This window comes from Parabacteroides sp. APC149_11_2_Y6 (assembly GCF_054506995.1).
The window spans coordinates 497,939-524,047 of record NZ_CP173709.1; the positions used below are offsets into that span (position 1 = coordinate 497,939).

At 41.9% G+C, this 26,109-nt stretch carries 19 protein-coding genes, 2 tRNA genes and 1 pseudogene; 14 read left to right on the forward strand and 8 right to left on the reverse strand.

The genetic code is table 11. The features are described 5' to 3' along the window. Positions 1 to 145 precede the first annotated feature (145 nt). The 9 genes from ACGE0T_RS02085 to ACGE0T_RS02125 all read left to right on the forward strand — a co-directional run bounded on the left by ACGE0T_RS02085 (position 146) and on the right by ACGE0T_RS02125 (position 13,970). On the forward strand, positions 146 to 1,384 hold the full coding sequence (locus ACGE0T_RS02085) for a 3-keto-disaccharide hydrolase (RefSeq protein ID WP_459190399.1): 1,239 nt from the start codon (positions 146 to 148) through the stop codon (positions 1,382 to 1,384). A 26-nt stretch (positions 1,385 to 1,410) separates the two neighbouring features. Further along, the gene (locus tag ACGE0T_RS02090) at positions 1,411 to 2,925 is read left to right on the forward strand and encodes a Gfo/Idh/MocA family oxidoreductase (protein ID WP_459188903.1); all 1,515 of its coding nucleotides are present in this window, start codon (positions 1,411 to 1,413) and stop codon (positions 2,923 to 2,925) included. 25 nt (positions 2,926 to 2,950) lie between these two features. Next, complete coding sequence (locus tag ACGE0T_RS02095) at positions 2,951 to 3,802, forward strand: sugar phosphate isomerase/epimerase family protein (RefSeq protein WP_459188904.1); 852 nt, start codon at positions 2,951 to 2,953, stop codon at positions 3,800 to 3,802. Between the two features lie 88 nt (positions 3,803 to 3,890). Continuing rightward, complete coding sequence (locus ACGE0T_RS02100) at positions 3,891 to 4,454, forward strand: RNA polymerase sigma-70 factor (RefSeq protein WP_459188905.1); 564 nt, start codon at positions 3,891 to 3,893, stop codon at positions 4,452 to 4,454. 97 nt (positions 4,455 to 4,551) lie between these two features. Further along, the gene (locus ACGE0T_RS02105) at positions 4,552 to 4,770 is read left to right on the forward strand and encodes a hypothetical protein (protein WP_459188906.1); all 219 of its coding nucleotides are present in this window, start codon (positions 4,552 to 4,554) and stop codon (positions 4,768 to 4,770) included. 63 nt (positions 4,771 to 4,833) lie between these two features. Next, the gene (locus tag ACGE0T_RS02110; protein ID WP_459188907.1) at positions 4,834 to 8,076 is read left to right on the forward strand and encodes a SusC/RagA family TonB-linked outer membrane protein; all 3,243 of its coding nucleotides are present in this window, start codon (positions 4,834 to 4,836) and stop codon (positions 8,074 to 8,076) included. A 29-nt stretch (positions 8,077 to 8,105) separates the two neighbouring features. Then, positions 8,106 to 9,746 carry a RagB/SusD family nutrient uptake outer membrane protein gene (locus ACGE0T_RS02115; protein ID WP_459188908.1) on the forward strand — a complete coding sequence of 547 codons (1,641 nt, stop codon included), beginning with the start codon at positions 8,106 to 8,108 and terminating at the stop codon, positions 9,744 to 9,746. A gap of 385 nt (positions 9,747 to 10,131) precedes the next feature. Beyond that, entirely contained in the window at positions 10,132 to 13,695 is a 3,564-nt protein-coding gene (locus ACGE0T_RS02120) for a hypothetical protein (protein ID WP_459188909.1), read from the forward strand. A gap of 8 nt (positions 13,696 to 13,703) precedes the next feature. Then, positions 13,704 to 13,970: a GNAT family N-acetyltransferase gene (locus ACGE0T_RS02125; RefSeq protein WP_459188910.1), complete on the forward strand. Its 267-nt coding sequence runs from the start codon at positions 13,704 to 13,706 to the stop codon at positions 13,968 to 13,970. A gap of 24 nt (positions 13,971 to 13,994) precedes the next feature. Here the strand turns inward: ACGE0T_RS02125 and ACGE0T_RS02130 are convergent, their stop codons facing one another. From ACGE0T_RS02130 to ACGE0T_RS02140, 3 genes are all read right to left on the reverse strand, one after another. Then, positions 13,995 to 14,642, reverse strand: coding sequence for a pentapeptide repeat-containing protein (locus ACGE0T_RS02130; RefSeq protein ID WP_459188911.1), 648 nt, complete (start codon positions 14,640 to 14,642; stop codon positions 13,995 to 13,997). Further along, on the reverse strand, positions 14,639 to 15,220 hold the full coding sequence (locus tag ACGE0T_RS02135; RefSeq protein WP_459188912.1) for a hypothetical protein: 582 nt from the start codon (positions 15,218 to 15,220) through the stop codon (positions 14,639 to 14,641). Before ACGE0T_RS02135 ends, ACGE0T_RS02130 begins: the two co-directional genes overlap by 4 nt. An 86-nt stretch (positions 15,221 to 15,306) precedes the next feature. Beyond that, positions 15,307 to 15,380: transfer RNA gene (locus ACGE0T_RS02140), tRNA-Pro, on the reverse strand. Between the two features lie 237 nt (positions 15,381 to 15,617). On the opposite strand from ACGE0T_RS02140, the gene ACGE0T_RS02145 reads away from it, so the two are divergent. The 5 genes from ACGE0T_RS02145 (at position 15,618) to ACGE0T_RS02165 (ending at position 18,262) form a co-directional block, all read left to right on the forward strand. Next, positions 15,618 to 15,690 (forward strand) — tRNA-Phe (locus ACGE0T_RS02145). A 424-nt stretch (positions 15,691 to 16,114) separates the two neighbouring features. Continuing rightward, complete coding sequence (locus tag ACGE0T_RS02150) at positions 16,115 to 16,912, forward strand: alpha/beta hydrolase (RefSeq protein ID WP_459188913.1); 798 nt, start codon at positions 16,115 to 16,117, stop codon at positions 16,910 to 16,912. 70 nt (positions 16,913 to 16,982) lie between these two features. Continuing rightward, positions 16,983 to 17,159, forward strand: coding sequence for a hypothetical protein (locus ACGE0T_RS02155; RefSeq protein WP_459188914.1), 177 nt, complete (start codon positions 16,983 to 16,985; stop codon positions 17,157 to 17,159). A 10-nt stretch (positions 17,160 to 17,169) separates the two neighbouring features. Further along, the gene (locus ACGE0T_RS02160) at positions 17,170 to 17,886 is read left to right on the forward strand and encodes a DNA alkylation repair protein (protein WP_459188915.1); all 717 of its coding nucleotides are present in this window, start codon (positions 17,170 to 17,172) and stop codon (positions 17,884 to 17,886) included. A 13-nt stretch (positions 17,887 to 17,899) separates the two neighbouring features. After that, positions 17,900 to 18,262: an MmcQ/YjbR family DNA-binding protein gene (locus tag ACGE0T_RS02165; RefSeq protein WP_459188916.1), complete on the forward strand. Its 363-nt coding sequence runs from the start codon at positions 17,900 to 17,902 to the stop codon at positions 18,260 to 18,262. A gap of 162 nt (positions 18,263 to 18,424) precedes the next feature. Here ACGE0T_RS02165 and ACGE0T_RS02170 read toward each other — a convergent pair. The 5 genes and pseudogenes from ACGE0T_RS02170 to ACGE0T_RS02190 all read right to left on the reverse strand — a co-directional run. Beyond that, a pseudogene (locus tag ACGE0T_RS02170) lies at positions 18,425 to 18,931 on the reverse strand (YoaP domain-containing protein); the annotation flags it as partial. Between the two features lie 9 nt (positions 18,932 to 18,940). Further along, the gene (locus tag ACGE0T_RS02175) at positions 18,941 to 19,570 is read right to left on the reverse strand and encodes a CatB-related O-acetyltransferase (RefSeq protein WP_459188917.1); all 630 of its coding nucleotides are present in this window, start codon (positions 19,568 to 19,570) and stop codon (positions 18,941 to 18,943) included. Positions 19,571 to 19,584: 14 nt separating this feature from the next. Next, positions 19,585 to 20,874: an MATE family efflux transporter gene (locus ACGE0T_RS02180; protein WP_459188918.1), complete on the reverse strand. Its 1,290-nt coding sequence runs from the start codon at positions 20,872 to 20,874 to the stop codon at positions 19,585 to 19,587. Between the two features lie 264 nt (positions 20,875 to 21,138). Beyond that, entirely contained in the window at positions 21,139 to 21,963 is an 825-nt protein-coding gene (locus ACGE0T_RS02185; RefSeq protein WP_459188919.1) for a MerR family transcriptional regulator, read from the reverse strand. A 99-nt stretch (positions 21,964 to 22,062) separates the two neighbouring features. Continuing rightward, positions 22,063 to 26,103, reverse strand: a complete 4,041-nt coding sequence (locus ACGE0T_RS02190; protein ID WP_459188920.1) for a hybrid sensor histidine kinase/response regulator transcription factor — start codon at positions 26,101 to 26,103, stop codon at positions 22,063 to 22,065. Positions 26,104 to 26,109: the final 6 nt, after the last annotated feature.

Genomic DNA, 26,109 nt, shown 5'->3' on the forward strand with positions numbered 1-26,109 from the left:
GAATCGTAAGTACTGTTTTTTATGTGCGTGTCTATCTTTTGTAAACAGGGAGAGAAATATTTCTAATATCGTGAACTATTTATTAAAACAAAAAATTATGAGAATTACAGGAACACCGAAAAAAGGATTACTCCTTACATGTTCGATGGCATTGGCTTTCTTGATGTCCTCTTGTGCGGAGAAACCTCAAAATGTATTGACAGATGCAGAAAAGGCAGAAGGATGGGAACTTCTGTTTGATGGAAAAACGCTGAATGGTTGGAGAGATTACAATGGAACGTCACTGACCGGTCCCTGGGAAGTGGTAGACGGAACTATACAGGCTGATGGTAAAGGTGATGATGCCAACGGTTATATCGTAACAGACAAACAGTATGAAAACTTCGAACTTTCCTGGGATTGGAAAATTTCCCAGGGTGGCAATAGCGGCATGTTGTATCATGTGGTAGAACGTCCACAATTTGCAGTGCCCTATGTGACGGGTCCGGAATACCAGCTGATTGATGATGTGAATTTTGCAGAACCACTGGAAGACTGGCAACGTTGTGGCGTGGATTATGCTATGTATCTGCCTGATTTCTCAACAATAAAAGTAAAACCAGCCGGAGAATGGAATAACTCTAAAATCATCTTCGATAACGGACATGTTACTTATTTCATGAACGGTGAAAAGACTGTGGAATTTGATGCCTGGTCAGACGACTGGCACAAACGTAAAAACAGTGGAAAATGGGCGAATGCTCCTGAATACGGTTTGGCACATAAAGGCGTGCTTTGTTTACAGGACCACGGTTATCCTGCATGGTTCCGTAATATCAAAATTAAAGAGCTTCCACGTAAAACAAAAGAGGTGAATTTGTTTAACGGCGTGGATTTGGCTGGTTGGGAAAAATATGGCACAGAATTGTGGTATGTGAAGGATGGTTTACTGGTATGTGAAAGTGGTCCGGATAAACAATATGGCTATCTGGCAACTCGCGATTACTATGATGATTTTGACTTGACTGTTGAATTTAAACAAGTGGCAGACGGTAATTCCGGCGTGTTCTTCCGTTCATTTATCGAAGAAGGGGTAAAGGTTAACGGCTGGCAGGTAGAAGTTGCTCCTAAAGGCAATGATACCGGTGGTATTTACGAATCATATGGTCGTGGTTGGTTAGTACAGATTCCGGATGAAAAAGAAAATATCCTGAAACCGGGTGACTGGAATACAATGCGTATCCGTGTACAGGGAGATAACGTACAGACTTGGCTGAATGGTCAGGAAATGGTAAATATCAGCGATGAGAAGATAGGTGCCGGACAAGGACGTATCGCTTTACAAATACACGATGGTGGCGGCATTAAAGTTCTCTGGCGTAATCTGAATTTGAAGACATTATAAGAAAAAACTTTAATCTTTTGTTAACCATGAAAAATATATCCAGAAGAACATTTTTAAAGACCGGCGCTGTTGCAGCTGCCGGTCTGACTATTGTGCCGGGTTCGATACTCGGTAAGTCGCACGGGTATACCGCCCCCAGTGATAAATTGAATATTGCCGGTATCGGTGTAGGAGGTATGGGACGCCGTAACCTGGCAAATATGAATACGGAAAACATTGTTGCCCTCTGTGATGTGGACTGGGGATACGCTGATAAAACATTTAAGGATTATCCTCAGGCAAAACGTTTTAAAGATTGGCGTGTGATGTTTGACGAGATGGGTAAATCTATCGATGCTATTATGGTGGCGACTCCCGACCATACGCATGCCGGTGTTACGGCACATGCTATCACATTGGGTAAACACTGTTATACACAAAAACCACTTACCCATTCTGTTTACGAATCCCGTTTATTGACAAAGCTGGCTAAAAAATATAAGGTAGCGACCCAGATGGGGAACCAGGGAAACTCTTTTGACTGGTGCCGCCAGATAGCCGAATGGATACAGGCCGGTATTATAGGAGATGTATATGAAGTACATTGCTGGACAGACCGCCCTATCTGGCCTCAAGGCTTGATGCAACCTAAAGATGGTATGAAGTGCCCGAAAACATTGGACTGGGATTTGTTTATCGGCCCAGCCCAGAAACGTCCGTATAACTCGGTTTATACGCCTTGGAACTGGCGGGGCTGGTGGGATTTCGGAACAGGAGCTTTAGGGGATATGGCTTGCCATATCATGGACCCTCTTTACTGGGCATTGGATTTAAAATATCCGACCAGCGTGATAGGCAGTTCTACACTCAGTAACCTCTATTCTCCTCCCCATGCACAGGTTGTGACTTATACGTTCCCGGCACGTCCTTCGAAAGGTAATGTAAAGATGCCGGAAGTGAAGGTATATTGGTATGATGGAGGTTTGATGCCTCCCCGTCCGGAGGAATTGAAAGACGGGCAGATGATGGGAGATGAAAATGGCGGTATCATTTTTATCGGAACGAAAGGCAAGATTATGACCGGCTGCTATGGCATGAATCCTACATTACTGCCTTTGTCGGATATGGAACATTTTAACCAGCCGAAACCGACAATTCCGAGAGTGAAAGGTGGAAACGGTGATATCTGGTCTACCAATGCGCATGAACAGGATTGGATACGCGCCTGTAAAGAATCTCCTGAAAATAGAACAGAGGCATCTTCAAACTTCCAGTTCTCCGGCCCGTTTAATGAAATGGTGGTAATGGGTGTACTGGCTGTTCGATTGTCCGGTTTACAGGGATTGCACCGCGAACTGAAATGGGATGGTGAAAATATGCGGTTTACCAATATCTCGCCGAATGATAAAATAAAGATTGTGACGGTAGACGATTTCAAAGTAATAGATGGCGACCCGCGTTTCGACCGCCGTTTTGCTGAATTTAATGCTGCTGATATGGCAAATGAATGGATTAAGCATACCTATAACAATGGTTTCTCATTGCCGGAAATGCCTAAGTAAGAACCTCTAAAAGAGAAAAAACTACATGAAACAGATTTCAAAAATAATCATTGCTCTGGTTTGCTGTTTGTTGGCATTGCCGTCACAAGCACAAACGAAAGCTGAGAAGAATGGTTGGCGTTTAGGTATTCAGTCTTATACATTCCATCTTTTCTCGTTGGCGGAAGCCCTTGATAAGACTGAAGAGTTAGGAGTGAAGTACATCGAAGTTTATCCGGGCCATAAATTAGGAGGTAAATGGGGAGATAAGGTATTCGACTTCAATCTGGATGTGCAGACTCAAAAAGAACTGAGAGAATTTGCCGCCTCCAAAGGAATAAAGATTGTCGGAACCGGAGTTTTTGTAACCGATAACTCTGCCGATTGGGAAAAGATGTTCAAGTTTGCCGATGAAATGGGGCTGGAGTTTATTACTTGCGAACCTACATTGAAAGACTGGGATTTGGTGGAGAAACTTGCTAATCAGTATAAAATAAAAGTATCTGTCCATAATCATCCGAAACCGTCAGATTACTGGAATCCGGATAATCTGCTGAGTGTGATTTCTAATCGCAGCAAATTATTGGGCTCTTGTTCAGATGTCGGGCATTGGCGCAGGGAAGGTTTGGACCAGATCGATTGCCTGAAAAAATTACAGAAGCGCATTGTCTCTTTACATTTCAAGGATATTGCTCCTAAAGTGGAAGGAGAGAAAGAACAGCATGATGTTATCTGGGGAACAGGAATCCTGGATGTGAAAGGGATGTTGAAAGAACTGAAACGGCAGAAATTCAAAGGTGTATTCTCTATCGAATATGAATCTAACTGGAATAATTCGGTGCCGGATATCAAAGAATGTATCAAATATTTCAATAAGACAGCAGATGAAATATTATAGTTAGATTAGCTGATTTGCTAATAATGATGCGTACAGACAAGCTTCGTCATGTAGCCCGGTCTGTACGCTTTTCCCGTAATTATAACCGATGAAAAGACAATCCGACGAGGCTATCCTCGTAAGTATCAAAACAGGCGATATGGCTGCTTTCAATGCCCTGTTCAAAGCAGTCTATGTACCTTTATATGTTCATTGCAGGAAGTTTATAGCAGAACCGGAAGAAGCTAAAGATTTGTTGCAGAATGTATTTCTTCGCTTTTGGGAGAAAAGGGAAGAGATAGATATTCATACTTCACTGAATGCCTACCTGTACCGCTCCGTACAAAATGAATGCTTGAATTATATTCGTTCCGTTAAATCGCAGGAGGAACTCGACGAATATTCTCAGGAAGAATTATCTTCCGGGATGAACGGATACGGAATAACGCCCTTTTCCAATCTTGCCATGCTTGAAATAGAACAAATAGTGAATAACACCATCGAACGCTTACCGAAACAATGTAAATCAGTTTTTAAACTGAGCCGGATAGAAGGGTTGAAAAATCAGGAAATAGCCGACCGGCTGTGTATGTCGGTACGTACTGTAGATACTCAGATTTACAGAGCGCTTAAAATATTGAAAAGGGAGTTGAAAGATTATCTGGCAACATAAGTGAGGGAGGTTTTTCAGCAAAAAGAAGAATACCCTTGTAAGTAATAGTCTTTCCTGATGTGTCCTATATAAAAGCAGAGAGGAATATCCGGTTGAAATGAAAGAGTATCTGAGAAATATTGTGGAGGAAAGTTTAAAGGATGAGGTTCATGTGGATGGGGAGTGGAATCGTCTGATGGCTGCAATTGTAAAGCAGCCGGGGGATATTGTTTCGGAATCACCAGAGGATTTTATTTTTTCAGATGATAAAATATGCTGTTGTCGTTTTTGCCGGAGCTTGCCTTTCTTTTTCTATGTTTTGTTTGACAAAAAATAATAGAAATATCCTGCCGGGCAATCCAATTTAAAACATAGATGTTTAACCTTATATTTTTTACTTATGGCAAATCACACAAGAGCATCCGGCTACTGTTACCGGCAAGCTCTGAAAAAACTAACCCTTTTTAGTTTATATGCAGTTGCATTTCAACCGCAGGAAATTGTAGCAGTATCTTCTCTTTCGGTAGCCCCGGGAATTATGACGGTTACCCAAACCGGCAGAAAAATAACCGGCAAAGTTGTAGACCAGAGCGGGGAACCTCTGATTGGCGTGAATGTGGTGATACGTGGAACAACCGACGGGGCGATTACAGACATTGATGGCAATTATGTTTTGGATAATGTACCGGAACAGGCTGTTCTCGAATTTTCCTATATCGGCTATACTTCGCAAAACGTACCTGTAGGAAATAAAAAGCAAGTGAATATCACTTTATCGGAAGACACCCAAAAACTGGAAGAAGTCGTGGTGGTCGGTTACGGCTCGTTTAAGAAGAGTGATTTGACAGGTGCCATCACCCAGGTAAAGGGAGAGGAGATAGCCAACCTGCCTTTACGGAGTGCCGCGGATGCTTTGCAGGGAAAAGCTGCCGGTGTGGTTGTTACATCCAATTCCGGAAGCCCCGGAGCTTTGGGCGATGTCCGTATACGTGGTGTCGGGACGTTAAATGGCAACAATCCGCTGTATGTGGTGGATGGCATGCCGCAGGATAATATCGGTTGGTTGAATGCACGTGATATTGAGAATATAGAAGTCTTGAAAGATGCTTCGGCACAAGCTATTTACGGAGCACGTGCGGCGAACGGGGTTATTTTGGTCTCGACCAAGCGGGGAGCTTCCGGCGATATCTATAAAAGCCATATCGAATTTGATATGAATATCGGTTTCCAGGGCGTGGCAAAACGTTATGAGATGCTGGATGCCGCCGGTTTTATGGACTATAAGAACCGTGCATATGCCGCTGCGGGAAAAGAACTGACCGAAGACTTCGCCACACCGGAAAAGCGGGAAGCCATTCTTTCCTTTCTGGAAAAAAACGGCGGACGGCAAGGTACGGATTGGTGGGCGGAAGTTACCCGTAAGCCCCGGGAAGCTGTGAATCAGAACTACAACTTGGCTCTTTCGGGCGGGATGAATAAGTTAAGATACCGTGCCAGCTTCGGATATATGGACCAGAAAGGTATACTGAAAGGTTCTAATTACCAACGCCTAAACGGCCGGTTGAACCTGGATTCGGAGGTGGCGAAATGGCTGACTTTGTCCGCCAACGTCAATGTAATTTATGAGGTAAGGCGGAATATCCAGGAAAATGATGCTTATAATGCTACCGTCATGGCATCGGCGGCTGCCGACCCGATTACGCCGGTATACCGTGATAATCTGGTGGAGGTTCCGGATTTCTTATATAGCCGTATCTATAACGGATATGAACCGACCAATCCCTGGTCGCGTTACACCGGTGTTATCTATTCGAATAAAGTGAATACCGTAGCCCAGGTGGATCGTTCCGCTTTGAATAGATGGCATGGCATAGCTACCAAAAGCAATATCTCCGGCGATTTCAAACTGTTTCCGTTCCTGACGTTTAAATCCAGTCTCTCGCTCGATTTGCTCCGTAACCAGAGTGATGGATTCACTCCGAAATATTATCTGGATGGCGACGAATACAGCACCTATGCTACGGTCAGCCGCCAAGTCGATAATACGGACTACTGGGTGTTTGATAATTACCTGACCTATAACCAACGTTTCGGTAAACATGCGGTGAATGCGATGGCGGGTACTTCGGCAGAAATGAAAAGCTATGAAGCCATCGGCGCTTCAAAACAAGGGATGGTGAATAATGACCCGAACCAGCAGGTTATCAATGCGGGGACCGTGAATCCGGGAGCTTCCGGTTATACTTCTTGCAATACGCTAAATTCTTATTTCGGTCGTGTTTTCTACTCCTACGACAATCGTTATATGGTTACGGTAAATGCACGTTGGGACGGTTCTTCCCAGTTTGCCGCCGGCAATCGTTGGGGCTTTTTCCCGTCTGTTTCCGGTGGGTGGAACTTTTCGGAAGAAACCTTTATGAAAGGGCTGAGCTGGTTGTCGCAGGGGAAACTGAGAGCCGGTTGGGGAGAGATCGGCAATCAGACGATACCCGGCGGGGCTTATCTGAACACGTTTGTGAACGGTGGTTATTTCCTGTTCGGTGATAAAAACACGGTCCTTTCGGGTGGGCGCGGACAGGTAGGCAATCCGAACCTGAAATGGGAAACAACCCGCCAACTCGATTTAGGATTGGATTTGGCTTTTCTGCAAGGAGCTTTACGGCTGACAATGGATTATTTCGACAGACGTACAAAAGATATGCTGGTACAGGTTCCTACTCCGTCGGCTTTGGGCTTCCCGAATCATCCGTGGGTCAATGCGGGAAGCATCAGCAACCGGGGATTTGAGTTTGCTGTTAATTATGACGGAAAAGCAGGCAAAGAATTTGCTTACCATATCAACGCCAATGTCTCTACCTACAAAAATAAGGTGGTCGATTTGGGTGGCTGCGCGAATATTCCCGGGAAAGGTGTCCATCTCGGCTACTACAGCTATACAATGACCGAGGTCGGTATGCCCATCGGTTATTTTTACGGATATAAAATGGATGGCGTGTTTCAGACACAGGCAGAAATAGATAATTACAAAAACAACGGACAGGTAGTGATGCCGAATGCCAAGCCCGGCGATTTGAAATTCATGGACCTGAACGGGGATGGGAAACTGGATGACAAGGACCGTACTATGATAGGAAATCCGCATCCGGATTTTACCTTCGGGTTGACGTTGGGTGCCGAATGCAGGAACTTCGACTTTTCCGCCTTTTTCCAAGGCTCTGTCGGGAATGATATTTTGAACATCCTGAAATATGATATTTACGGAGGGGTAGGCTGGTATAACGCCCCGAAAGATATCCTGACCACATTCTGGAACGGACCGGGAAGCACCAATAAAAACTTCGCAATCGATGCCGATAGCCGCCTGAACCGCGAAATGTCTTCCTGGTATGTGGAAGACGGTTCATATGTCCGTCTGAAAAATATCCAGTTGGGATATACGCTTCCTTCCGAATGGACAAAGAAAATCACTATCAATAATGTGCGTGTATTCGTCGCCGCCCAGAATTTGTTTACGGTAACCGGATATTCCGGTCTGGACCCGGAAATCGGCGAGTTTAATAATAACCCGATGTATAAAGGGATAGATATGGGTTTTTATCCCCAGGCAAGGACTTTTATGTTCGGGTTAAGCATGAAATTATAAATCAAGAAACAGACTGAATGATGAAACCGATGAAGAATAAAAATAGGATATGGATGGCAACCCTGTTTGCCATGGTTTTGCTGACCGGTTGCAGTGCGGATTTCCTGAACCGCCAGCCGGTGGCTATTTTGGATGAGGAATCTTATCTGAGAACCGAAGATGGTGGCTATAAACTGCTGGTAAATTGTTATCAGCCGATACTCGACCACTGGAACTACCAACAGATGCGGTTCGATTTGGGCGACCAGTTGACGGACGATTGTTCGAAAGGCGGTTCGGATGCCAGCGACCGGGTTATAATAACGGAGGTGGCGCGCGGCAACCCCACTACCACCAGCGAAATGATGTATAACCTTTGGAACCACCGGTATCGTACGGCTATATCCGCCTGCAATGTTTTCCTGGCTTTGGTGACCCCCGAAACTCCCCTTATCCAGGCTGGCGGAGCATTGGTCCCGCTCGGTACCAAACAGCGTTGGATTGCCGAAGCGCATTTTATGCGTGCTTTTTATTATTTTGATTTGGCAATGGCTTTCGCCAATGTCCCGCTGATAGATAAACCCTTGCAATCGGTAGACAGGACGACCATCCGCAAAGCGGACAAAGGGGATGTCTGCAATTTTATTCTGGCAGACCTGAATACGGCGATTGCCGAAACGAATCTGCCGGGAGCATCCGCTCTTCCTGCAAATGAGCTGGGACGTATCACCAAAGAAGCCGGCATGGCTTTCCGGGCGCGGGTAAAAATGTTTTTCGGGGATTATGAAGGTGCAAAAGCCGATTTGAAAGCGGTGGTGGAAAGTGGCTGTTATGATTTGATTGACGATTACCAGACCTTGTTCAACAGTGCTGCCGAAGGGTATCGTTCAAAAGAGGCGGTGTTTGTTACTTCTCGTGCTTATATCTCCAACTATACGAGCGGTAGCGTTTGCCCGCAAATGAATATCGGGCGCAATACTACCGGCGGATGGGGAGGAGAATGCCCTACAAATGATTTGGTAAGTGCCTATGAAGTAGGCGACCCTCGCCTGGTGCATACGGTTATTTCTTCCGGGGATATTTTTTATAAGGCGGATAAGGAAACTACGGAAATTCACGATTATTCGGGATATGATAATTTCCCCCGGCAACATAGCCGCAAGCAATGGATTGATTATTCCAGAAGGCCGACGGGTAACCTGTCGGAAACAGACTGGACGTTTTTCCATATCCGTTATGCGGATGTCTTGTTGATGTATGCCGAATGCCTGATAGAGACGGGAGGTGACAAGCAACTGGCTGCGGATTTGATTAACAAAGTGCGGTATCGTGCTTTCGTAACGACTTCGCCGGCGGATTCCTTTGCAAAATACCGGAAGTTCAACGTAAAAGAGAACGAGCGGGTGACGGAAGAAATATTCAATGCCCGGTATAAGATAAAAGCTACCGATGATTTGCGTTCGGCCCTGCGTCGTGAACGCCGTGTCGAATTGGCAGGGGAAGGACTTCGCCTATATGATTTACTTCGTTGGAAAACATATGTAGCGACCATGCAGGCCTTCAGCAAAACACCGGAAGGGCAATATTCCGGTGCGGGAAGCCGGGTTACGGATAAAACATGGCCTTATCCTATTCCACAGACGGAGATAGATTATGTGGGAGGCTCTTTGACGCAGAATGATAACTATTGAATATCTGTTTCTGAGGGCTAATTTATAGAAAAACTGACGTTAAGGGGAGGTTACAGCACTGCGTAGTACTTCCAATCGCGTTTGATGGTGGTTCGCAGCACTGTTTTATAGCTCCAATCGCGTTTGATGGTAGGTTGCAGTGCTGTTTTATGCCTCTAATCGTGTTTAATGGAAGTTCACGGCATGTTTTGTGCCTCCAATCGCCTTCGATTGTGGTTTGCAGTGCTGTATCTTGTCATCAATCGTCGTTGGAGGTTGTTTGCAGCATTGTTTTATGGCTCCAATCGTCTCCGGATCTATTTCCTCAGGCATTTACCGCAACTTAAATAATATTATTTTGTTGAATTATATATAGATATATTTAACTTGCGACAGCAAAGAGCGTATGGGGCGTAAAAAGAAATTCAAATATTACATCCTGCCGGCCATTCTATTATTGGTTGGCGGTTTATTCCTGCTTAACCTTTATCTTACAAAGCATCTGGAACAGTTCTTGAAAAAAGAACTGATACAACGGACAGCCGATGCCACGGACGGTTTCTATACACTTTCTTTTGATAAGCTGGCAATTAATTTTTTCAATGGAGAATTGAAGATAGAAGGGATTGTCCTGGAGCCGGATTCGGAGGTTTTCCGGGACTGGCAGCAGAAAGATAGTTTGCCGGCAATGTATTTGTCGGCACGTGTCGGGGTTATCGACTTTAAAGGCTTGAACCTGACTTGGAGATGGAGTTATAAACAACTGCATTTCCATTCTTTTGAGGTGAAGCAGCCGGAGGTGAAAGTATTCCAGTCCAATAACTCGTCCTGCACGGAAAAAAAAGAAGATACCCAGGCGCAAACCAAAACTTTGTATGAAGTCATCTCTCCATATATCAATGTGTTGAGCGTACAAACGCTGAACCTGGATAATGCAAGCGTTTCCTATACGGTGGAAAATCCGCTGTCACCGATTGTATATGCACTGACAAATGTAAGTTTCCATGCCTATGGTTTCAGGCTGGATGAAAATTCGTCCGATAGCGGAAAGCTGCTGTATTGCGATAATTTTGATTTTGAAACGAACCAGCCCCAACTTTTGTTGGCGAATAACGATTTTACCCTGAATACCGATAGTATCATGCTAAGTACCGAAGATTCGGTGATTTATATTTCCGATATCAATCTCCAGCCTCAGGATACCTTATGGAAAGCCAGAAAGCAGAAACCGGACCGTTTCTTGGATGCTTTCGTGAAAACCGTGGAAGTGCAGGGCGTTGCATTCCGCCGCGAGAAAGCGTTGAACTACCTGGCTGCCGATGCCTTTACCATCTCATCTCCGGATATAAATGTATATAGTTTTGTAAATGAGAACCATCGTAGAAAAGAAAAAACTAAAGCAACTCCGGTAACGAAAATAGATGCGGATTCGCTGGTGAGGGCATTGTCTCTTTATGAAATCATCTCACCTATTTTGCATAGCGTGGCAGTTCAAACAATAGGTATCCGGCAGGCTAAAATGCAATATTCCTATGCTTTGAAAGATTCCGTTGAGGTTTATAAACTGGCGAATCTGGATTTTAAGGCAAACGGCTTTCGGGTGGATTCCCTTTCCGAAGTGGAACACGGGTTCTGGTATTCCCGTAGTTTTGCCTTTGAAGCAAGCGGGATAGAAGGGAGGATGAGCGCACGGAATCATCGCCTGAATATAAAACGTATGGCACTGGATACGGAAAAAGGCGATTTCAGGATTGAAGGAATCGCCTTGCATCCGCTCTCGACCAAAAGCCGCAACGACTATATGTCCGGAACAATCGATACCGTTAGTTTCACCGGTCTGGTGTACGATAACGGGATTAGTGCGGAACAGTTTAAAATAGACCGCCCGAACCTGCATTATGTGGTAGCGGCTGCCTACTGGAAGGCGGACAAAGAAAATAAGCCGGCGAAACCGGCTGGCAACAGCCATATCGATGTGGAGAGCATTTTAAATCCGTTTTTCCGCTATCTGTCGGTAAAGAAAGTGTCTCTGAATAGTGCCGATTTTGAATGGGACGACCGGAAAGCGGCAGACCCGGTTAGTTATACACTGAAGAATTTCAATTTCTTTGCAACGGATATTTTGGTGGACGAACGGACGGGGAAAAAGCGGGGATGGCTTTTTGATTATGGGAATATGGGCTTTAACTTCAGCCATTTTGATAATTATTTGCCGGGGAAAACGTACAGGCTTTCCATTGGAAAAGGAAATTTCTCTACGGTAAAAGGAATCCTGTCTCTGCATGATATAAAACTTATGCCCCAGGATAGCTTGTGGGAAAAGGCACCGGATACTTATTTCAGTGCATCGGTTCCGGCGTTGTATGTAACGGGGCTGAAGCGTTTGCCTGAGAATCCGCTGCATCATTTGTCTTTAGGCACGTTACAGGTAGACTCTCCCGATATACAAATGTTTAAGGACGAACAGTTAAATCTGTCTGTTTTACTGGATAAGTTTGAAGTGGATAAAATAGCCTGGAAAGATTCATCCCTTCATTTGGGTGCGATAAGCCTGTTGAACCCTTCTGTTTCCTATCAGCCGGTACAACCTAAGAGAAAAGAAAAAGAAACGGTTTCAAAACCTGCATCTTTGGATATTTATCATCTCCTGTCGCCAGTGGCAGGACGTATTTCTTTAGAGAAGTTCGATTTGTCGAATGCGAAAGTTGATTATGCTTTTTGGGGAAAGGGACATACCTTGGAGTATCAGAGGTTGGATACCGTGAACCTTGTGTTGAAGGGACTGATGGTTGATAACAGGGAGCGTCTGTTTAAACTGGATGATATTCGTTTCTCCACCCGTAATTTGGTATTCCCTTTGGATAATGGCTTCTACACTCTTAAGGTCGGGCATGTGGCAATCGATAATACGGATTTGAAGGTGGAGAACCTCCGCTTCTTTTCTCCTTACCCTAAAATGGAATTTGCTTATCTCCAGCCTCAGCATAAGGATTGGTTTGATGTGAGTGTGGGAAATTTATCCCTTTCGAATATCGATATACCCGCTTTGGTTTCCGATAAGGCATTGCGGATAGAGGAAGTACAGGTGAAAGATGCCGTATTGGGTAATTTTAAAAACCAGAAGATTGCAGTTCCCCGTCGTATTGTCCCGATGGTTTATGAAGCGCTACAGAAAGCACCGTTGCAGATCGACATACGGAAATTAGGGGTAAATAATTTTTCCGTCGTTTATGAAGAGCTGTCCAAAAAAGGAACGGTTCCTGGCAAACTGTTTTTTACGGATATGAACGGTACATTTACCGGATTGACCAATATCGTTTCCTTTCCGGAGCAATATATCCGTTTGGAGGCTGACGGCAAATTTATGGGAAAAGGAGGCTTTACCGCTACCTGGATGCTACCGGTCGATTCGTTGAATGACCGTTTCCTTTTGACCGCCCGCATGAGTGATTTTGATTTGACGGCATTGAATGAACTGATAACCCCTTTGGCTCTGGCGCAGGTAGAAAGCGGGCATTTGAAAGATTTTACTTTTAGCACGGAGGCAACCAGCAAAGATGCGACAGTCGATATGCTATTCCTATATTCCGATTTGCGGGCAGTGCTTCTCAAAGAAAAAGACGGCGAGGTGACAGACAAGAAATTCCTGACGGGGCTTGTGAACCGCATATTAAAACACAATAACCCCGATAAAACAAAGCGTGGCTTTAACAAACCGAGACATTCGAATGTTACAATAATAAGAGATCCTTATCATTCTACTTTCAATTATTTGTGGCAAATCCTCCGCCCGGCATTGGTTGAGTCGGTTGGCGTATCCAAGAAAAAGCAGGATATGGCGCAAAATGTGATGACTTTTTTCAAAAAGGTAAAAAACTTCTTCCATAAAAAGAAGAAAGAACCAAAAGAGGCATTGCCGGAAGCGAATGATCAGAATCAACTATTTCTTGAGTTTGAACCGATAAAGTAAAAAAGATTATGGATTGCATTATTACTCATCATCCGGAGAAAAAACGTTTCGAAACGACATTGGAAGGGGTTACGGCATTTGTACAATATCGTTTGTCCGGAGATAAACTGGATATTATTCATACAATAGTCCCTCCTGCAATAGAGGGACGTGGTGTGGCTGCGGCTTTGGTTAAATATGCGTATGATTATGCTTTGGAGAATGGCATGAAGCCGTTGGCAACTTGTCCTTATGCAGTCGTTTGGTTGCATCGCCATCCGGATTATACGAAATAGGGTTGTTTTGCCCTAATAGACTGTTTAATCTTTGATATCTATCCCCAACATCCGTGCTAATTCCAAAGCTTGTAAGGAGGTAACGGTGGCGCCTTTTAATTCGCTGCTGTTCATCAGGCTTACGCGGATGCCGGATATGTCGGAGCCGGTAAAATCGATTCCTTTTAGCGGGGTATGATAAAATTCTGCTTCTTTCAGGTTGCAGTTTTCAAAGTTTATATGGGCGATTTTACAATTTTCCATTGCCATACCAGTCAAAGTACTGTGGTCAAAATTGACATAATTTAGCTTGCTCGTGGAGAGGTTCAGGTAATCTCCTTTACATTCCTGAAAAAGAATGTGGTTAAATATCCCGTCCTGGAGATTTGTCCCCATAAGTTTGCATTCGATAAACTCCACCCGATGGAAGCCGCATCCAATCAGATTCATATTGGATAAATCGCAATTCCTGAATATCACATCACTGAACTGTGATTTCTTTATGCTGCACCCAGTAAACATACAACCGGAAAATGTACAGGATTGTATGGACATATTATTCCTTTTCCATCCGTCTATTCGCTGGCTCTTGAAAGCATGTTCTGTCAAATCTTCTTCATTGTTTCTTACGATATCCTGAAAAGGAATGTCTTCATGAAGGTGTTTTGCCAATCGTGGAGGTGTAATTTTCATGAGGCGGAATTTTTAGATGGGATTGAACTCGAACTTTCGAAAATACCATCTAAGTAGTTTTCGATAATAAACCGGTTGTCCTCGTAATAGACTTTAAAAGAGATTGTTTTTGGACCGTGCTCTTCAACATCATCTGGCTGATTAATATCTATTTGTCCGATTCGTACTAAGGAGTTTGCTTTGAAAAGATAAACGAAGTAGGTAGAACCATAGAAATCGTCTAAGCCAATTAAAAATAGGGTAGAGCTACCTCTTTTATATGCTTTTAAATTTATCTGTCCATAATCCAGAATATCAGCGATTTTATACTCTTTGTTGAATATTGATATGCAAAAGTATGCACCGGCATCTTTACTAAGAACTTTGTAAGAAGAATAACAAGCTGTGTTATCTTCGGTCGTCATATCCGGGTTGACATAGCTGTATTCTATGCGTTCGATTTGTCTATCGGATTTATTGTACTCTTTCTTTATTTCTATTATTAAATCTTCAGGGAGTTGACGCTTATTATTCTTGTGTTCTGCAAATACAGATGAAGTATAAATAAGAAGGAGAAGAATTAAAAGTCCTTTTTCCATAAATTAGTTTCTTTTTTAGTTGCTCTGGTCGCTAAAAACGACTAAAGGGCAAGAACTTACTTCTAAGTTACTTACCCTTTTTGTAGTCGGGATGAGAAGACTCGAACTTCCGACCTCCACGTCCCGAACGTGGCGCGCTAGCCAACTGTGCTACATCCCGTTTTTGATTACGGCTGCAAAGGTACAAATAAATTTGAACTCGCAAATAATTTGCTCATTTTTTTTCTATGAAACTGCATTTTTCTGGTGACGTCTTAGCAAAATCTTATTCTTTCTAAGTCTTGAATATCGATTTGTTGAATAAATGTTAAAGATGAGCATGGTTTTTCGTATCCTCTTGCAGGATTAAAAAATATATCTACCTTTGCAGCGTCTTTAAAAGAAAGACATACATGATGGTGCCATAGCTCAGTTGGTAGAGCAAAGGACTGAAAATCCTTGTGTCCCCGGTTCGATTCCTGGTGGCACCACTGAATATAAAGCAGTTACAATTAAAAGTGGCTGCTTTTTTTGTGTCTTTTCGGTGGTTTTTCCGGATCATGGCTCATACCGAAATCGGCTCATACCGAAATCCTGAGGGAATTTAATTTTATGTATAAATATTCGCGAGTCTCAATATACCTCACCCCTCTTAGTTGTATCTTAAAAGCTTTAATTTTAGCATTAAAGGATTCACTTGCATCATTGTCAGAACGTCTTTTAAAAAAGAAAGGTCTGACGGATGTTTTCGCATATGTGATCTCGACCATTTCTTTATCCAATGCTTCCATTTTTTACTCCCCAAAAATATAATAACCATCTTTATGGATATTTTGATATATCTTTGTATGGGTGAATGTCATAAAAGTATTCAGGAGCTTTGGCATACATCCTAAAAACTAAATTGTAGATTGTATGGCAAATAATTCAAGAATTGAGCGATTAAATTTATATAGCGATTTTCTTAAAAAAAGAATGGGATTAAATATTTATATGCCAAATAGTTATGGTAATCATGATTGTTTTCCGGTGTTATACTTTCTACATGGAAGAAGTGGAAGTGAGGATATAATATTTGATCTTGATATTCTCAGAAGCGTAGATGCTCTGATATGCGAAAAAGTAATAAAACCTCTAATAATAGTTTGTCCTAGACTTGAAAACAGTCGTGGAATTAATTCAGCCCTTACTACAAAAGTTGTGAAATCTTTACATTCAAATGGACTAACAATAAACTTAGGACGATATGAAGACTACTTTATAAAAGAAGTCATCCCTTTTATAGATAGGAGTTATAAAACTATAAATAGTAAAAAAGGACGTTTTATTGGCGGAGTATCTGCAGGAGGATATGCAGCGCTAAATTATGGATTACGATATTCTAATTTATTTTCTAAAATTGGTGGGCATATGCCTGTATTAGAATTAGAATTAGACCAAGAGGACACTCCATACTTTAATACTATTGATATATGGAAAAAGAATAATCCATTATATATTGCAAAAGAATGTGTCATTTCTCCTGATTGTCAAATATATCTTGATGCAGGTAATAAAGATGAAGGTGAATTTTACAATGGTTGTCTTGAACTTCATAATATATTAATCGATCGAAATATTACTGTACAAAATCACATTTTTGAAGGACACCATAATATCGAATACATAAAGTCAAACTTAGAAAAATATCTCACTTTTTATGCAGCTTCATAAACTATAAATATACCAAAAGTGATATTTTGTTAACAAAATTATTGCCTTATGTTTTGATAAACAGAAACTTATGATGTATATAGAAAACATACAATCACTCCTAGGTAGTAGAGATGGCTATAATGTGGAATCAACAAATGGTGTGGTAGCAGAGATTAAGAAAGATGGAGTTGTGGATATGATTCAAAAGAATGTAAATCTGATTGCCTTGCTGTTTCCACTATTACAGGAACAAGTGAATTCTTAAAAGTAATAACATGAAAAATCAAATTGTATCCGATATTCGTCAGGTGCTTACTAATAGCATAGATTCTAAAGTACTTACCGGTTCCGATCGCTATTTTAAGCCGGGTGAGGCTGCCAAAGTCTATGGTGTCAGGATGGGGGAAGTGAGCAGGATAGGTAAGCAGGGTTTAAAGCAAATCAATGAGTTGCCTAAACAGGAAATATTCACTTTGTGTGAGGAGTTTTGGAAGTCAGGTTATCTGGAAGAAGCTGCTGTGGCCTGTATTTGGGCGGAGTCTTTACATGAGCAATACGAGCCTGCCGATTTTAAAGTATTTGAACATTGGGTACATGATTACCTGACCAATTGGGCGGATTGTGATACCTTGTGCAACCATACTATCGGGACTTTTGTTATGATGTATCCTGAATATATTGAAGAATTGAAACTGTGGACTACATCTTCCAGCCGTTGGGTAAAACGTGCTTCTGCCGTTACGTTGATTATTCCGGCGCGGAAAGGTTTATTCCTGGATGACATTTTTGAGATAGCCGATGCCTTGTTGGTTGATAAGGACGATTTAGTACAGAAAGGTTACGGCTGGATGCTCAAAGCTGCCAGTGAGGCATATAGGAAAGAGGTGTTTGATTATGTAATGTCAAAGAAGGCTGTTATGCCCCGTACCGCTTTTCGTTATGCTATTGAAAAAATGCCTGCTGACTTACGAGCTGAGGCAATGAAAAAGTAATATCCCATGAACTATGAATATTGAAGAATTCCGTGTATACTGTTTATCCATAAAAGGCAGTAGTGAATCACTGCCCTTTCTTGGCCATAATGTTTTAGTTTTCAAAGTGATGGATAAGATGTTTGCTTATATACCATTGGATCCAAAAGACGGTATATTCAAGGCAGACCTCAAATGCAATCCCGAAAAGTCGGTCGAACTGCGAGAAAAGTATGACGGGATAACTGAAACGGACTTCAAGACTCCCTTGTGGAACTTAGTCACGTTAGAAAGTGATGTGCCTGATAATCTGATTAAGGAATTAATCCAGCATTCGGTAGACGAAGTGATTAAGAAACTGCCTAAACGGAAGCGGGAAGAATATTTGAATCAGTAATCCGATAGTCTTCTTATTTACAACTTACTCTTTGCTGCAGACCAAATACTAATGAGGGTATCGTTATCATAAAACCAACCTTGCAAGTAGCAGGTGTCGAATCCAGAATTTGTCTCCCTGATTGCAGATTCGGAGAAAAGATGTCTCACGTTTATTGATTGTTTAAATAGTTACTACTTTATCAAATCGGCTATCCATACAAACACTAAGATCGGTGGTGACAAACTTTCCCTTGTGATACAAGCTGAATATGGTTGCCGGAGTTGGGGCTGCTTTTGCTTCTTCCATTGTTGTAAGTTTGATTATCTTTAACGAAAGCTTCCTTTTTCGAACTGTTTCTTGCAATGAATTTTGAATATGATACTCGGTAAACGGGCACCGATTGGAATAATAGACAACGATATCTTCCTTCTTGGGACATTCTCCACTTAAAGTTGCTTCATTGAATGACGGGTTTTCTGCATCCGGATTTAATTTCAGTGCAAGCAGGTTGAATCCATAAGGGAGTGTTTGAACTGTTTTGAAGCCTTGCCCGATAAGCCATTTCCCATCACTCATGAAATGAAATTTCTTTGTCCCCACTACAGTTACCAAACCGTCTTTTCTCTGCTGCTTTGCATCGTCAATAGCTGTTTGAAGCAATGCTTTTGCATAACCTTTTCCTTTGAATACCGGTCTTTAAATCCTCCGGTCTATCTCAGCCAACTTCCCCTTTGTCAGAAAAGGCAAATGCTTCCGTATTTTTTCAATCGGCCAATCCCACCATTTCAATTTCAACAATTGTTCTATTATATCCCTGTCAAACCGTTTTCGTATTTCTTTGGCAGGCGTACCACCTACAATCGTATAAGGGGGAACATCTTTTGTGACAACGGCACGGGCGGCTATGATTGCCCCGTCCCCTATATGGACTCCTGCCATAATTACAGCTTCATAACCGATCCAGACATCGTTGCCTATAATGATGTCCCCTTTGTTATCCCAGGCTGAAGTAATATCCGCTTTGTCCAGTTCCCATTCCTCATAAAATAAGGGAAATGTATAAGTAGATAAAGACTCTAATGAGTGATTGGCACAATTGAATAAAAACTTAGTACCGCAAGCAATGGAGCAAAACTTTCCGATTATTAATCGTTCCTTATGGATAGGATAGTGATAGAGCACATTATTCTTTTCAAAGAGCAACGGATTCGAGACGAAATCATTATAAATCGTATAATCTCCAATTTCAATTTGAGGGTCTTTTACTACTGCATTCAGGTAAACCGTCTGTTTATCACCTGTACGTGGATATATTTTTGTCATCATAACTTTTGCATTTACTATTGTTTTCTTTTTAGATAAATAAGAGACTGCGCCGCCAGTAGAATTACAAAAAGATATTCGGCAGTCATATAGACCGCTAAAGGTACTTTTGTATAGCAACTTAGCCAATAAAGATAAATCAAGTAGGCAACTGTCGTTGTAACCTGAAAGATAAATGTTGTTCTCGTTTTGCCTGTACCGCCAACTGCATTCAGATATACATAACCGGGGAGTGCAAAGGTGTAATTCAACAACATGACGACAAAAGGAATAAAAGCCTGCCGTATCAACAGTTCATTATTCGTATAAAATCCGATAATCCATTGATTACCCAGTAAAGCGATACCTACTAATGGAAATCCGATGAGATAACCCAATTTCAGAATCTTCCGGCAGATAGGGAAAACCGCCTCTTTTTCTCCGGCTCCAATCGTGTTACTAACCAGCGAACCGGTTGTGACCGCAAAAGAATTAGCTATAACAAAGAACATGGCAGATACACTTCTGGTAATATTGGATATAGCCAATTCTGTTTTTCCCAAATGTTCAATTGCAACAAAAAACAGGAACCAGGGAGCAACACTGATAAAAGCGTGAAGCATACTCCATACCGATAAACGAAACACCTTTCCCAGTAAGTTGCCATCATATACCCATTTCAAACCGTATGTATCCTTATCTATTTTCGTCCATAAATAGAAACAGAGTATACCGAAAGAACCCATTTCCGACAGTGAGGAAGCTATTGCAGAACCGGAAATCCCTAGATTAAGGGTAAATATTAAAAAGTAGTTGAGGGGTATGTTTATCAGTACGGCGGTAACCGCAGCCCACGATAACGCCTTAGTTTGTGTAATCCCAACCAAAAAGGAACGGATTGCCAGAAAAGGAAATGAAAACAATAGTCCGAAACTACGCCAGTCCAGATATCGGATTACCGCTTGATAAATCTCAGAAGAAGCTATTAGCCGCTTCAAAATAAGCGGAGAAACTGAAAGGATGAATAGACAGAGAAAGATAGCAAGCCCGCTTAAAAAGGATACCCCTTGGAAAAAGGTCTTGCCTGTTTCTTTATATTTCTGTTCCCCGTTCCTGCGGGCTATCATCACCTGCAATCCGATACAAAACCCGAAACCAAGCATGTAGATAGCCAAATAATAAATTCCGGCAATAGCGGACGCTCCTAATTCAACTTCTCCGACATGACCTAAAAAGAGGGCGTCGGTAATATTGATAAGTTGTTCCATTAAGATGCTCATCATGACCGGAAAGTTGATGAGCCATATTTGTTTGTATGTATAATTCATTGTTCAACTGTATAATAGAATGCTACAGCACACTGTCGGGAAACAGTGTGCTATCTCATAAATCCATAAATAAAAGGATATAAAATCTCTGTGGCAAATAATCGTTATTTGTCAAATAGTTGAATAACTCTATCGGGAAAGGTTATTCATTGAGCGTAGCTATATACAGAGTTGACATTTCATTTGTTGAACAATACAGGTTTACTCATGTTTTACCGTGCAAATGTAGGAAAATAAGCATTGAAGATACTATCCTACGTTTTTTTATTTTACCGGTAATTGAATTTCTGTCAGCCATTCATCTACCGATTCTTTGTTCCAGATGCCATCGATGTAGCAGAAACGGGGTCGCTCGCTTACTTCATAACCGTTTGCTTCCACATAGGCATATAGTTCGGCAAAAGTTTCCGGCATTTTATCGTAGGCCCCGTAATGATTGATACAAAGAGCTACGGGAACTTCCGGCAGTTCTTTGAATTTTATCAGTTCAGAGTCTTCCTTGCGTTCTGCTACCGCTTCAAAATATTCGATGTCGATATCGACACCATACTCATCATTATATTCTACCGTGAAGCAATATTCAGGAGCAGGGCATTCGCAACCTAAACGGTGCATTTCCGGACCGATGATATTGGGACAGAGGTGGAATAATTCCTGATATGATTCTATCTTACGACGGTGCGTAGCAAAAATTCTTGACGGAAGCGATTTTTCAAATACTTTTTCCATAATGTTTTCTTGTTTTTGGAGCAGGGTTTCCAACTTTGCCAGTTCGGTTTGTCGCCACATCAAATGTGCCATATCATTCTTGCAACGTTCGACTTTTTCCTTTATTTGTTCGGTGTCGGGACATTCTTTGCCTTCTTCGAACAATTCGGTAATTTCCTCAAGGCTAAATCCTAACTGTTTCAGATAGACAATCCGGTTCATCCGCCGAAGCTGGCTGATATCGTAATACCGATAGCCGGTCCACTCATCCACTTCAATAGGGATCAGTAACCCTATCTCCTCATAATGACGGAGTGTTTTGACTGTCACCTGACAAAGTTTGGAAAATTCTCCGATTTTAAATTTCATTTTACTTTTCATAAACTCCTGCGCAGTTGGTTTATGATGCAAAGATAAATCCTGCCCTAAGGTACGAGTCAAGAGATTTCATAAAAAAAATAGAATTTGGGCGCCTTATCATTAATCCGCTGATTCGTAATGATTGATGTTATGCTGCTTCCTGTATTCTGTAGGTGTACAGTTATATTTCTTTGAAAATATCCGGTAAAAGGAGGAACGGTTTGTAAAACCCGATTGGAAAACGATTTCATCGATTGTTAGTTTCGTTTTTATAAGCAAGTCCGTAGCTTTTATTAACCGGCTGTTATTAATTAGCTCGGAGAGTGATATGTTTTCCACATCTTCCAGTTTGCGGTAAAAAGTGCGAAGTCCCATATTCATCTTTTCAGCTATCAGCTGGGCAGACAAGTCTTTGTTCCTGATATTCTTATTTATAATCTTTAGAATATCATTGATGAACTTCCTGTGCTCTTTATGGGAGAGTTTACCGTTTTCTAAGGTATACGAACTCAGTGGTGAAGAGAAATATTCCCTTAGGTGTTCCTTTCTTTCCAGCAAGCGGCGTACGGATGATTTTAAGTATTCTACATTAAAAGGCTTGGTTATATAAAGTTCCGCTCCTGCATCCAATCCTTCGGTTTGCCCTTCAATCTCCCGTTTGGCAGACAGCAAAATGAAAGGGATATGGGCTGTTGTTTCATCCGATTTTACCAGCCGTGAGAAAGTCAGGCCATCCATACCAGGCATAATAACATCACTAATGATAAGGTCGGGGTGAACCTCTTTTAATAGTTCCAGGGCTTCAGCCGGGCTGGGACTGGTCAATACATTATAATCCTCTCTGAATATATCAAAGATAAGCCACCGTATTTCCGCTTCATCATCCACAATCAGAAGCGTTGGTTTTAGTTCATCCATCGTACATTCCGGGATTTGCAATGTGGCATTTTGTTCCGGTTTGTAATCAGGCAATAAAACAGCCTCTTCTCTTTCTGTTTCTACAGAAGATGGTTCGAGATAAGGTAATTTCACTCTGAAATGCGTCCATTCATCCGGAATACTTTCCACTTCGATGGTCCCCTTTAATAAATGAACCATATTGTAGGAGATGGCAAGTCCCAATCCGTTTCGTGACCAGAAAGAGGTATCATGTTGTTCGAAACTTTGTAAAATGTGAAACCTGTCGAACAGGGTAGGGATATCTTTTCCGGCTATGCCTTTGCCCGTGTTGGAAACGGTAATGTAGAGGTGGTCTTGTGCAATATGAATTGCTAATCTTACTCTTTTTTCGTTGTCCGTGTATTTAAACGCATTCGACAAGAGGTTTAGGAGAATGGTTACGATAAAATCTTTGTCCGAGTTCCATTTCAGGAAAGGCGCTATTTCTTTTTCAAATCCGATTTTACGGGATTCTGCAACTTCTGTGAATGACTCAGCCAGCTTACCGGCAACCGTTGTCATATCAATAGGCAGGATTACCGGTTGTTTATATCCGGATTCAATCTTATTGAACTCAATCAGGTCTTGAATCAATGAGTTGAGCCTTTCCGCATTTTGCTTGATTATGGATGTGTACTTTTTGACGGAGCCGGTCAGGTTTTTCTGTTCCATCAGGCGGTTGCAGGGACCGTAAATAAGCGTCAGGGGCGTACAAAATTCATGGGATATGTTTGTGAAAAACCGGAGTTTGGATTCGTAGATTTCTTCTTTATGCTTTTGTTCTATCTTTTGCAACTGCTCGGCCTTTTTCTTTTTGTTGCGGGCAATCAGTATTTGAGCAATTAACAGTATGCCAGCCAGCGCCAAAGCTATGTAGATGCAGTAAGCCCATAGAGAGGCATACCAGGGAGGGAATATCCGAATATTGATTTTATAGATATAACTTTCCTTTCCCAATACATGATTGTAATACTTCACATATAATTTATAATTGCCCGGATGGAAATCCGCAAACGAGATGGCATTGGAGTTTCCGTTGTCCGTCCATTTATTTTTATCCCCGTTTAATTTGTAATAATAGGTATATCCGTTTCCGTTCAAGTGGTCTGTCGCAGCAAAGGAAAGGGTGAAAGAGTTTTGGTCGTGAGCTAATTTTAGAAACGTATCGTCTCCTTTCCGGGAAAGGATTTTTTCGATTGGGAACTGTTTGTCCTGTATGGTTATTGTCGTAAAGTAAACAGGGGGCATATAATGTTGCCCTTCGTCAAAATAGTTTTTCCGTATGGCGACAAATCCATTACTGCCTCCAAAGAGGATTGTATGGCTCTTTTCGTCTGTAAATGATGCACCTTCGCTAAATTCCAGAACGGATAGGCCATTGTGCTGGTCGTAAGTCCGGAACGATTCGTTTTCGGCATGATATAAAAGAAGTCCCCGGTTGGTGCTTAACCAGTAACTGAAATGAGAATTAGGCTGAATGCCGTAGATACTATTGTTCGGGAATCCATTGGCATCATTCAGAACTTTATAATCTCCGGCATGATACTTTACCAGTCCGTAATTAGTCCCGATCAGATAATTTCCAAAAGCATCTTTTTGGATAACGTTGGTTTCATTGATTGTATTTCCTCCGAAACGTATATTTTCAAATTCAGACGTAACGCTGTTCAATCTGAAAATGCCTTCCCCTTTATTCATACACCACAGGATGGAATCATTTTCCGGATATATATGATAGAAAAGGTTTGTAAGTTCATCCTCTTTTTTTACGGTGAATTGTTTTATGGCGGTTACTGTGGGGGTGTCTTTCTGCCATTCGAGTTTCGCTTTTATAATACCCATCCCGATTGTGGAAATCCATAACAGGGAGTCCTGTTCGTATATATCCGATACAGATTCAATCGTGTTCTTTTCAAACGATAAAGGCACAGGAATCACTTTGTTGTCTTTGAGCTTGAAATAACTAAGTCCCTGTTCGCTGCCAATCCAGACATTGCCTTGCCTGCTTTCTGCAAAAGAGAGGATTGTATTATCCGGTAACAGGCTATTGGAAGCCGTAACCAATTCCATTTGGTGGTCTTTGATACTTTTATCCGGCTGGAAATCGAAAATCCGCAGGATGCCATCTCCCTTGCTACCCAGCCATAATGTATTTTTCCTGTCTACAAATAACGCATTTATAGGCTGATGCATATTCAGTGTGAAATCATTCAGGCAAGCGGAAGTAATGGAGTATAAATCGATGGAGTAAGTATAGGCCCCATGCCCGGAAGTTCCAATCCATACGATATCCTGAAACCGGTCTCGATATAAACAATTGACTTCTCCCGGTATATCTACCTTCTCAAGGGCATATCCCTTGTTGTTCTTTCTAAGCAGAAATAAACCATCCGTTTTAGAACCAATGAAGTAGTCATCATGAAATTTTAGTAGTGACGATATATTATCTTTTCCGGGCAGGGATGTTTTCAGGTCGCAAATGAAAAGAATGCTTTGAGCCGTGGTATTATATTCATAAAGCGTATAAGTTTCGTCTACAAAATACAAGGTATGATTGTTGTCATTTGTACAATAGAGGATACCTGTCGGATGCTTGTAGTCGGGCATGGGAATAAAGTCAATATCGCCTTGTCCGTTTGTGTGTAAGGAAAAAGAAGAACAATTGCCGTTCTTCCGGACGATCCACAATCTGTTGGAATTGTCAATGAAAAAGTCCGCAACATCATTCGCCCTCAATGCAGGAATGAATTTCTGCTCGAACTGTGTTTGTTTTTTTGATTTGTAATAAATGCTGTTATTGCCTTGTATAAGAAAAATATTATCCTGTTTGTCTTTCTCCAGAAAAGCAATCCTGTTGAACATATCGAACGATTCGATAGCGGAAGTTCTGAGGTCAATCTTATGCAATCCGTGGTAGGTCTGAATCCATACCTGTTTGTCCCCTGTTTGTTCTATCCGGTTGATTCGGCTACCGGTGAAAAAGTTCTCAGTATGTTCCGGGCTATATTTTACGACTTGCTTGCCGTCATACATATCTATGCCCCGGCCTGTCCCAATCCATACGAATCCTTTTTCATCCTGATGGAATGAAAGAATATTGCTGCTGGCAAGATTCTCGGCATTGTTTATTTTCCGCAAGTTGAAGCCTTTGGCAGGAACGGCAATTTGCAAAAGAAGGAAGGATATCAGAAAACAGATACATGTTTTCTTCCCTTTTTTCATATTCAA

Bases quoted from the DNA above. Each gene is read 5' to 3' on its own strand.
- ACGE0T_RS02115 (WP_459188908.1), top strand. From the start codon at position 8,106: ATGAAGAATAAAAATAGGATATGGATGGCAACCCTGTTTGCCATGGTT.
- ACGE0T_RS02120 (WP_459188909.1), top strand. From the start codon at position 10,132: ATGGGGCGTAAAAAGAAATTCAAATATTACATCCTGCCGGCCATTCTA.
- ACGE0T_RS02105 (WP_459188906.1), top strand. From the start codon at position 4,552: ATGAAAGAGTATCTGAGAAATATTGTGGAGGAAAGTTTAAAGGATGAG.
- ACGE0T_RS02095 (WP_459188904.1), top strand. From the start codon at position 2,951: ATGAAACAGATTTCAAAAATAATCATTGCTCTGGTTTGCTGTTTGTTG.
- ACGE0T_RS02130 (WP_459188911.1), bottom strand. From the start codon at position 14,642: ATGAAAATTACACCTCCACGATTGGCAAAACACCTTCATGAAGACATT.
- ACGE0T_RS02180 (WP_459188918.1), bottom strand. From the start codon at position 20,874: ATGAATTATACATACAAACAAATATGGCTCATCAACTTTCCGGTCATG.
- ACGE0T_RS02175 (WP_459188917.1), bottom strand. From the start codon at position 19,570: ATGATGACAAAAATATATCCACGTACAGGTGATAAACAGACGGTTTAC.
- ACGE0T_RS02185 (WP_459188919.1), bottom strand. From the start codon at position 21,963: ATGAAAAGTAAAATGAAATTTAAAATCGGAGAATTTTCCAAACTTTGT.
- ACGE0T_RS02190 (WP_459188920.1), bottom strand. From the start codon at position 26,103: ATGAAAAAAGGGAAGAAAACATGTATCTGTTTTCTGATATCCTTCCTT.
- ACGE0T_RS02090 (WP_459188903.1), top strand. From the start codon at position 1,411: ATGAAAAATATATCCAGAAGAACATTTTTAAAGACCGGCGCTGTTGCA.
- ACGE0T_RS02110 (WP_459188907.1), top strand. From the start codon at position 4,834: ATGGCAAATCACACAAGAGCATCCGGCTACTGTTACCGGCAAGCTCTG.
- ACGE0T_RS02155 (WP_459188914.1), top strand. From the start codon at position 16,983: ATGATGTATATAGAAAACATACAATCACTCCTAGGTAGTAGAGATGGC.
- ACGE0T_RS02165 (WP_459188916.1), top strand. From the start codon at position 17,900: ATGAATATTGAAGAATTCCGTGTATACTGTTTATCCATAAAAGGCAGT.
- ACGE0T_RS02135 (WP_459188912.1), bottom strand. From the start codon at position 15,220: ATGGAAAAAGGACTTTTAATTCTTCTCCTTCTTATTTATACTTCATCT.
- ACGE0T_RS02125 (WP_459188910.1), top strand. From the start codon at position 13,704: ATGGATTGCATTATTACTCATCATCCGGAGAAAAAACGTTTCGAAACG.
- ACGE0T_RS02150 (WP_459188913.1), top strand. From the start codon at position 16,115: ATGGCAAATAATTCAAGAATTGAGCGATTAAATTTATATAGCGATTTT.
- ACGE0T_RS02160 (WP_459188915.1), top strand. From the start codon at position 17,170: ATGAAAAATCAAATTGTATCCGATATTCGTCAGGTGCTTACTAATAGC.
- ACGE0T_RS02085 (WP_459190399.1), top strand. From the start codon at position 146: ATGGCATTGGCTTTCTTGATGTCCTCTTGTGCGGAGAAACCTCAAAAT.
- ACGE0T_RS02100 (WP_459188905.1), top strand. From the start codon at position 3,891: ATGAAAAGACAATCCGACGAGGCTATCCTCGTAAGTATCAAAACAGGC.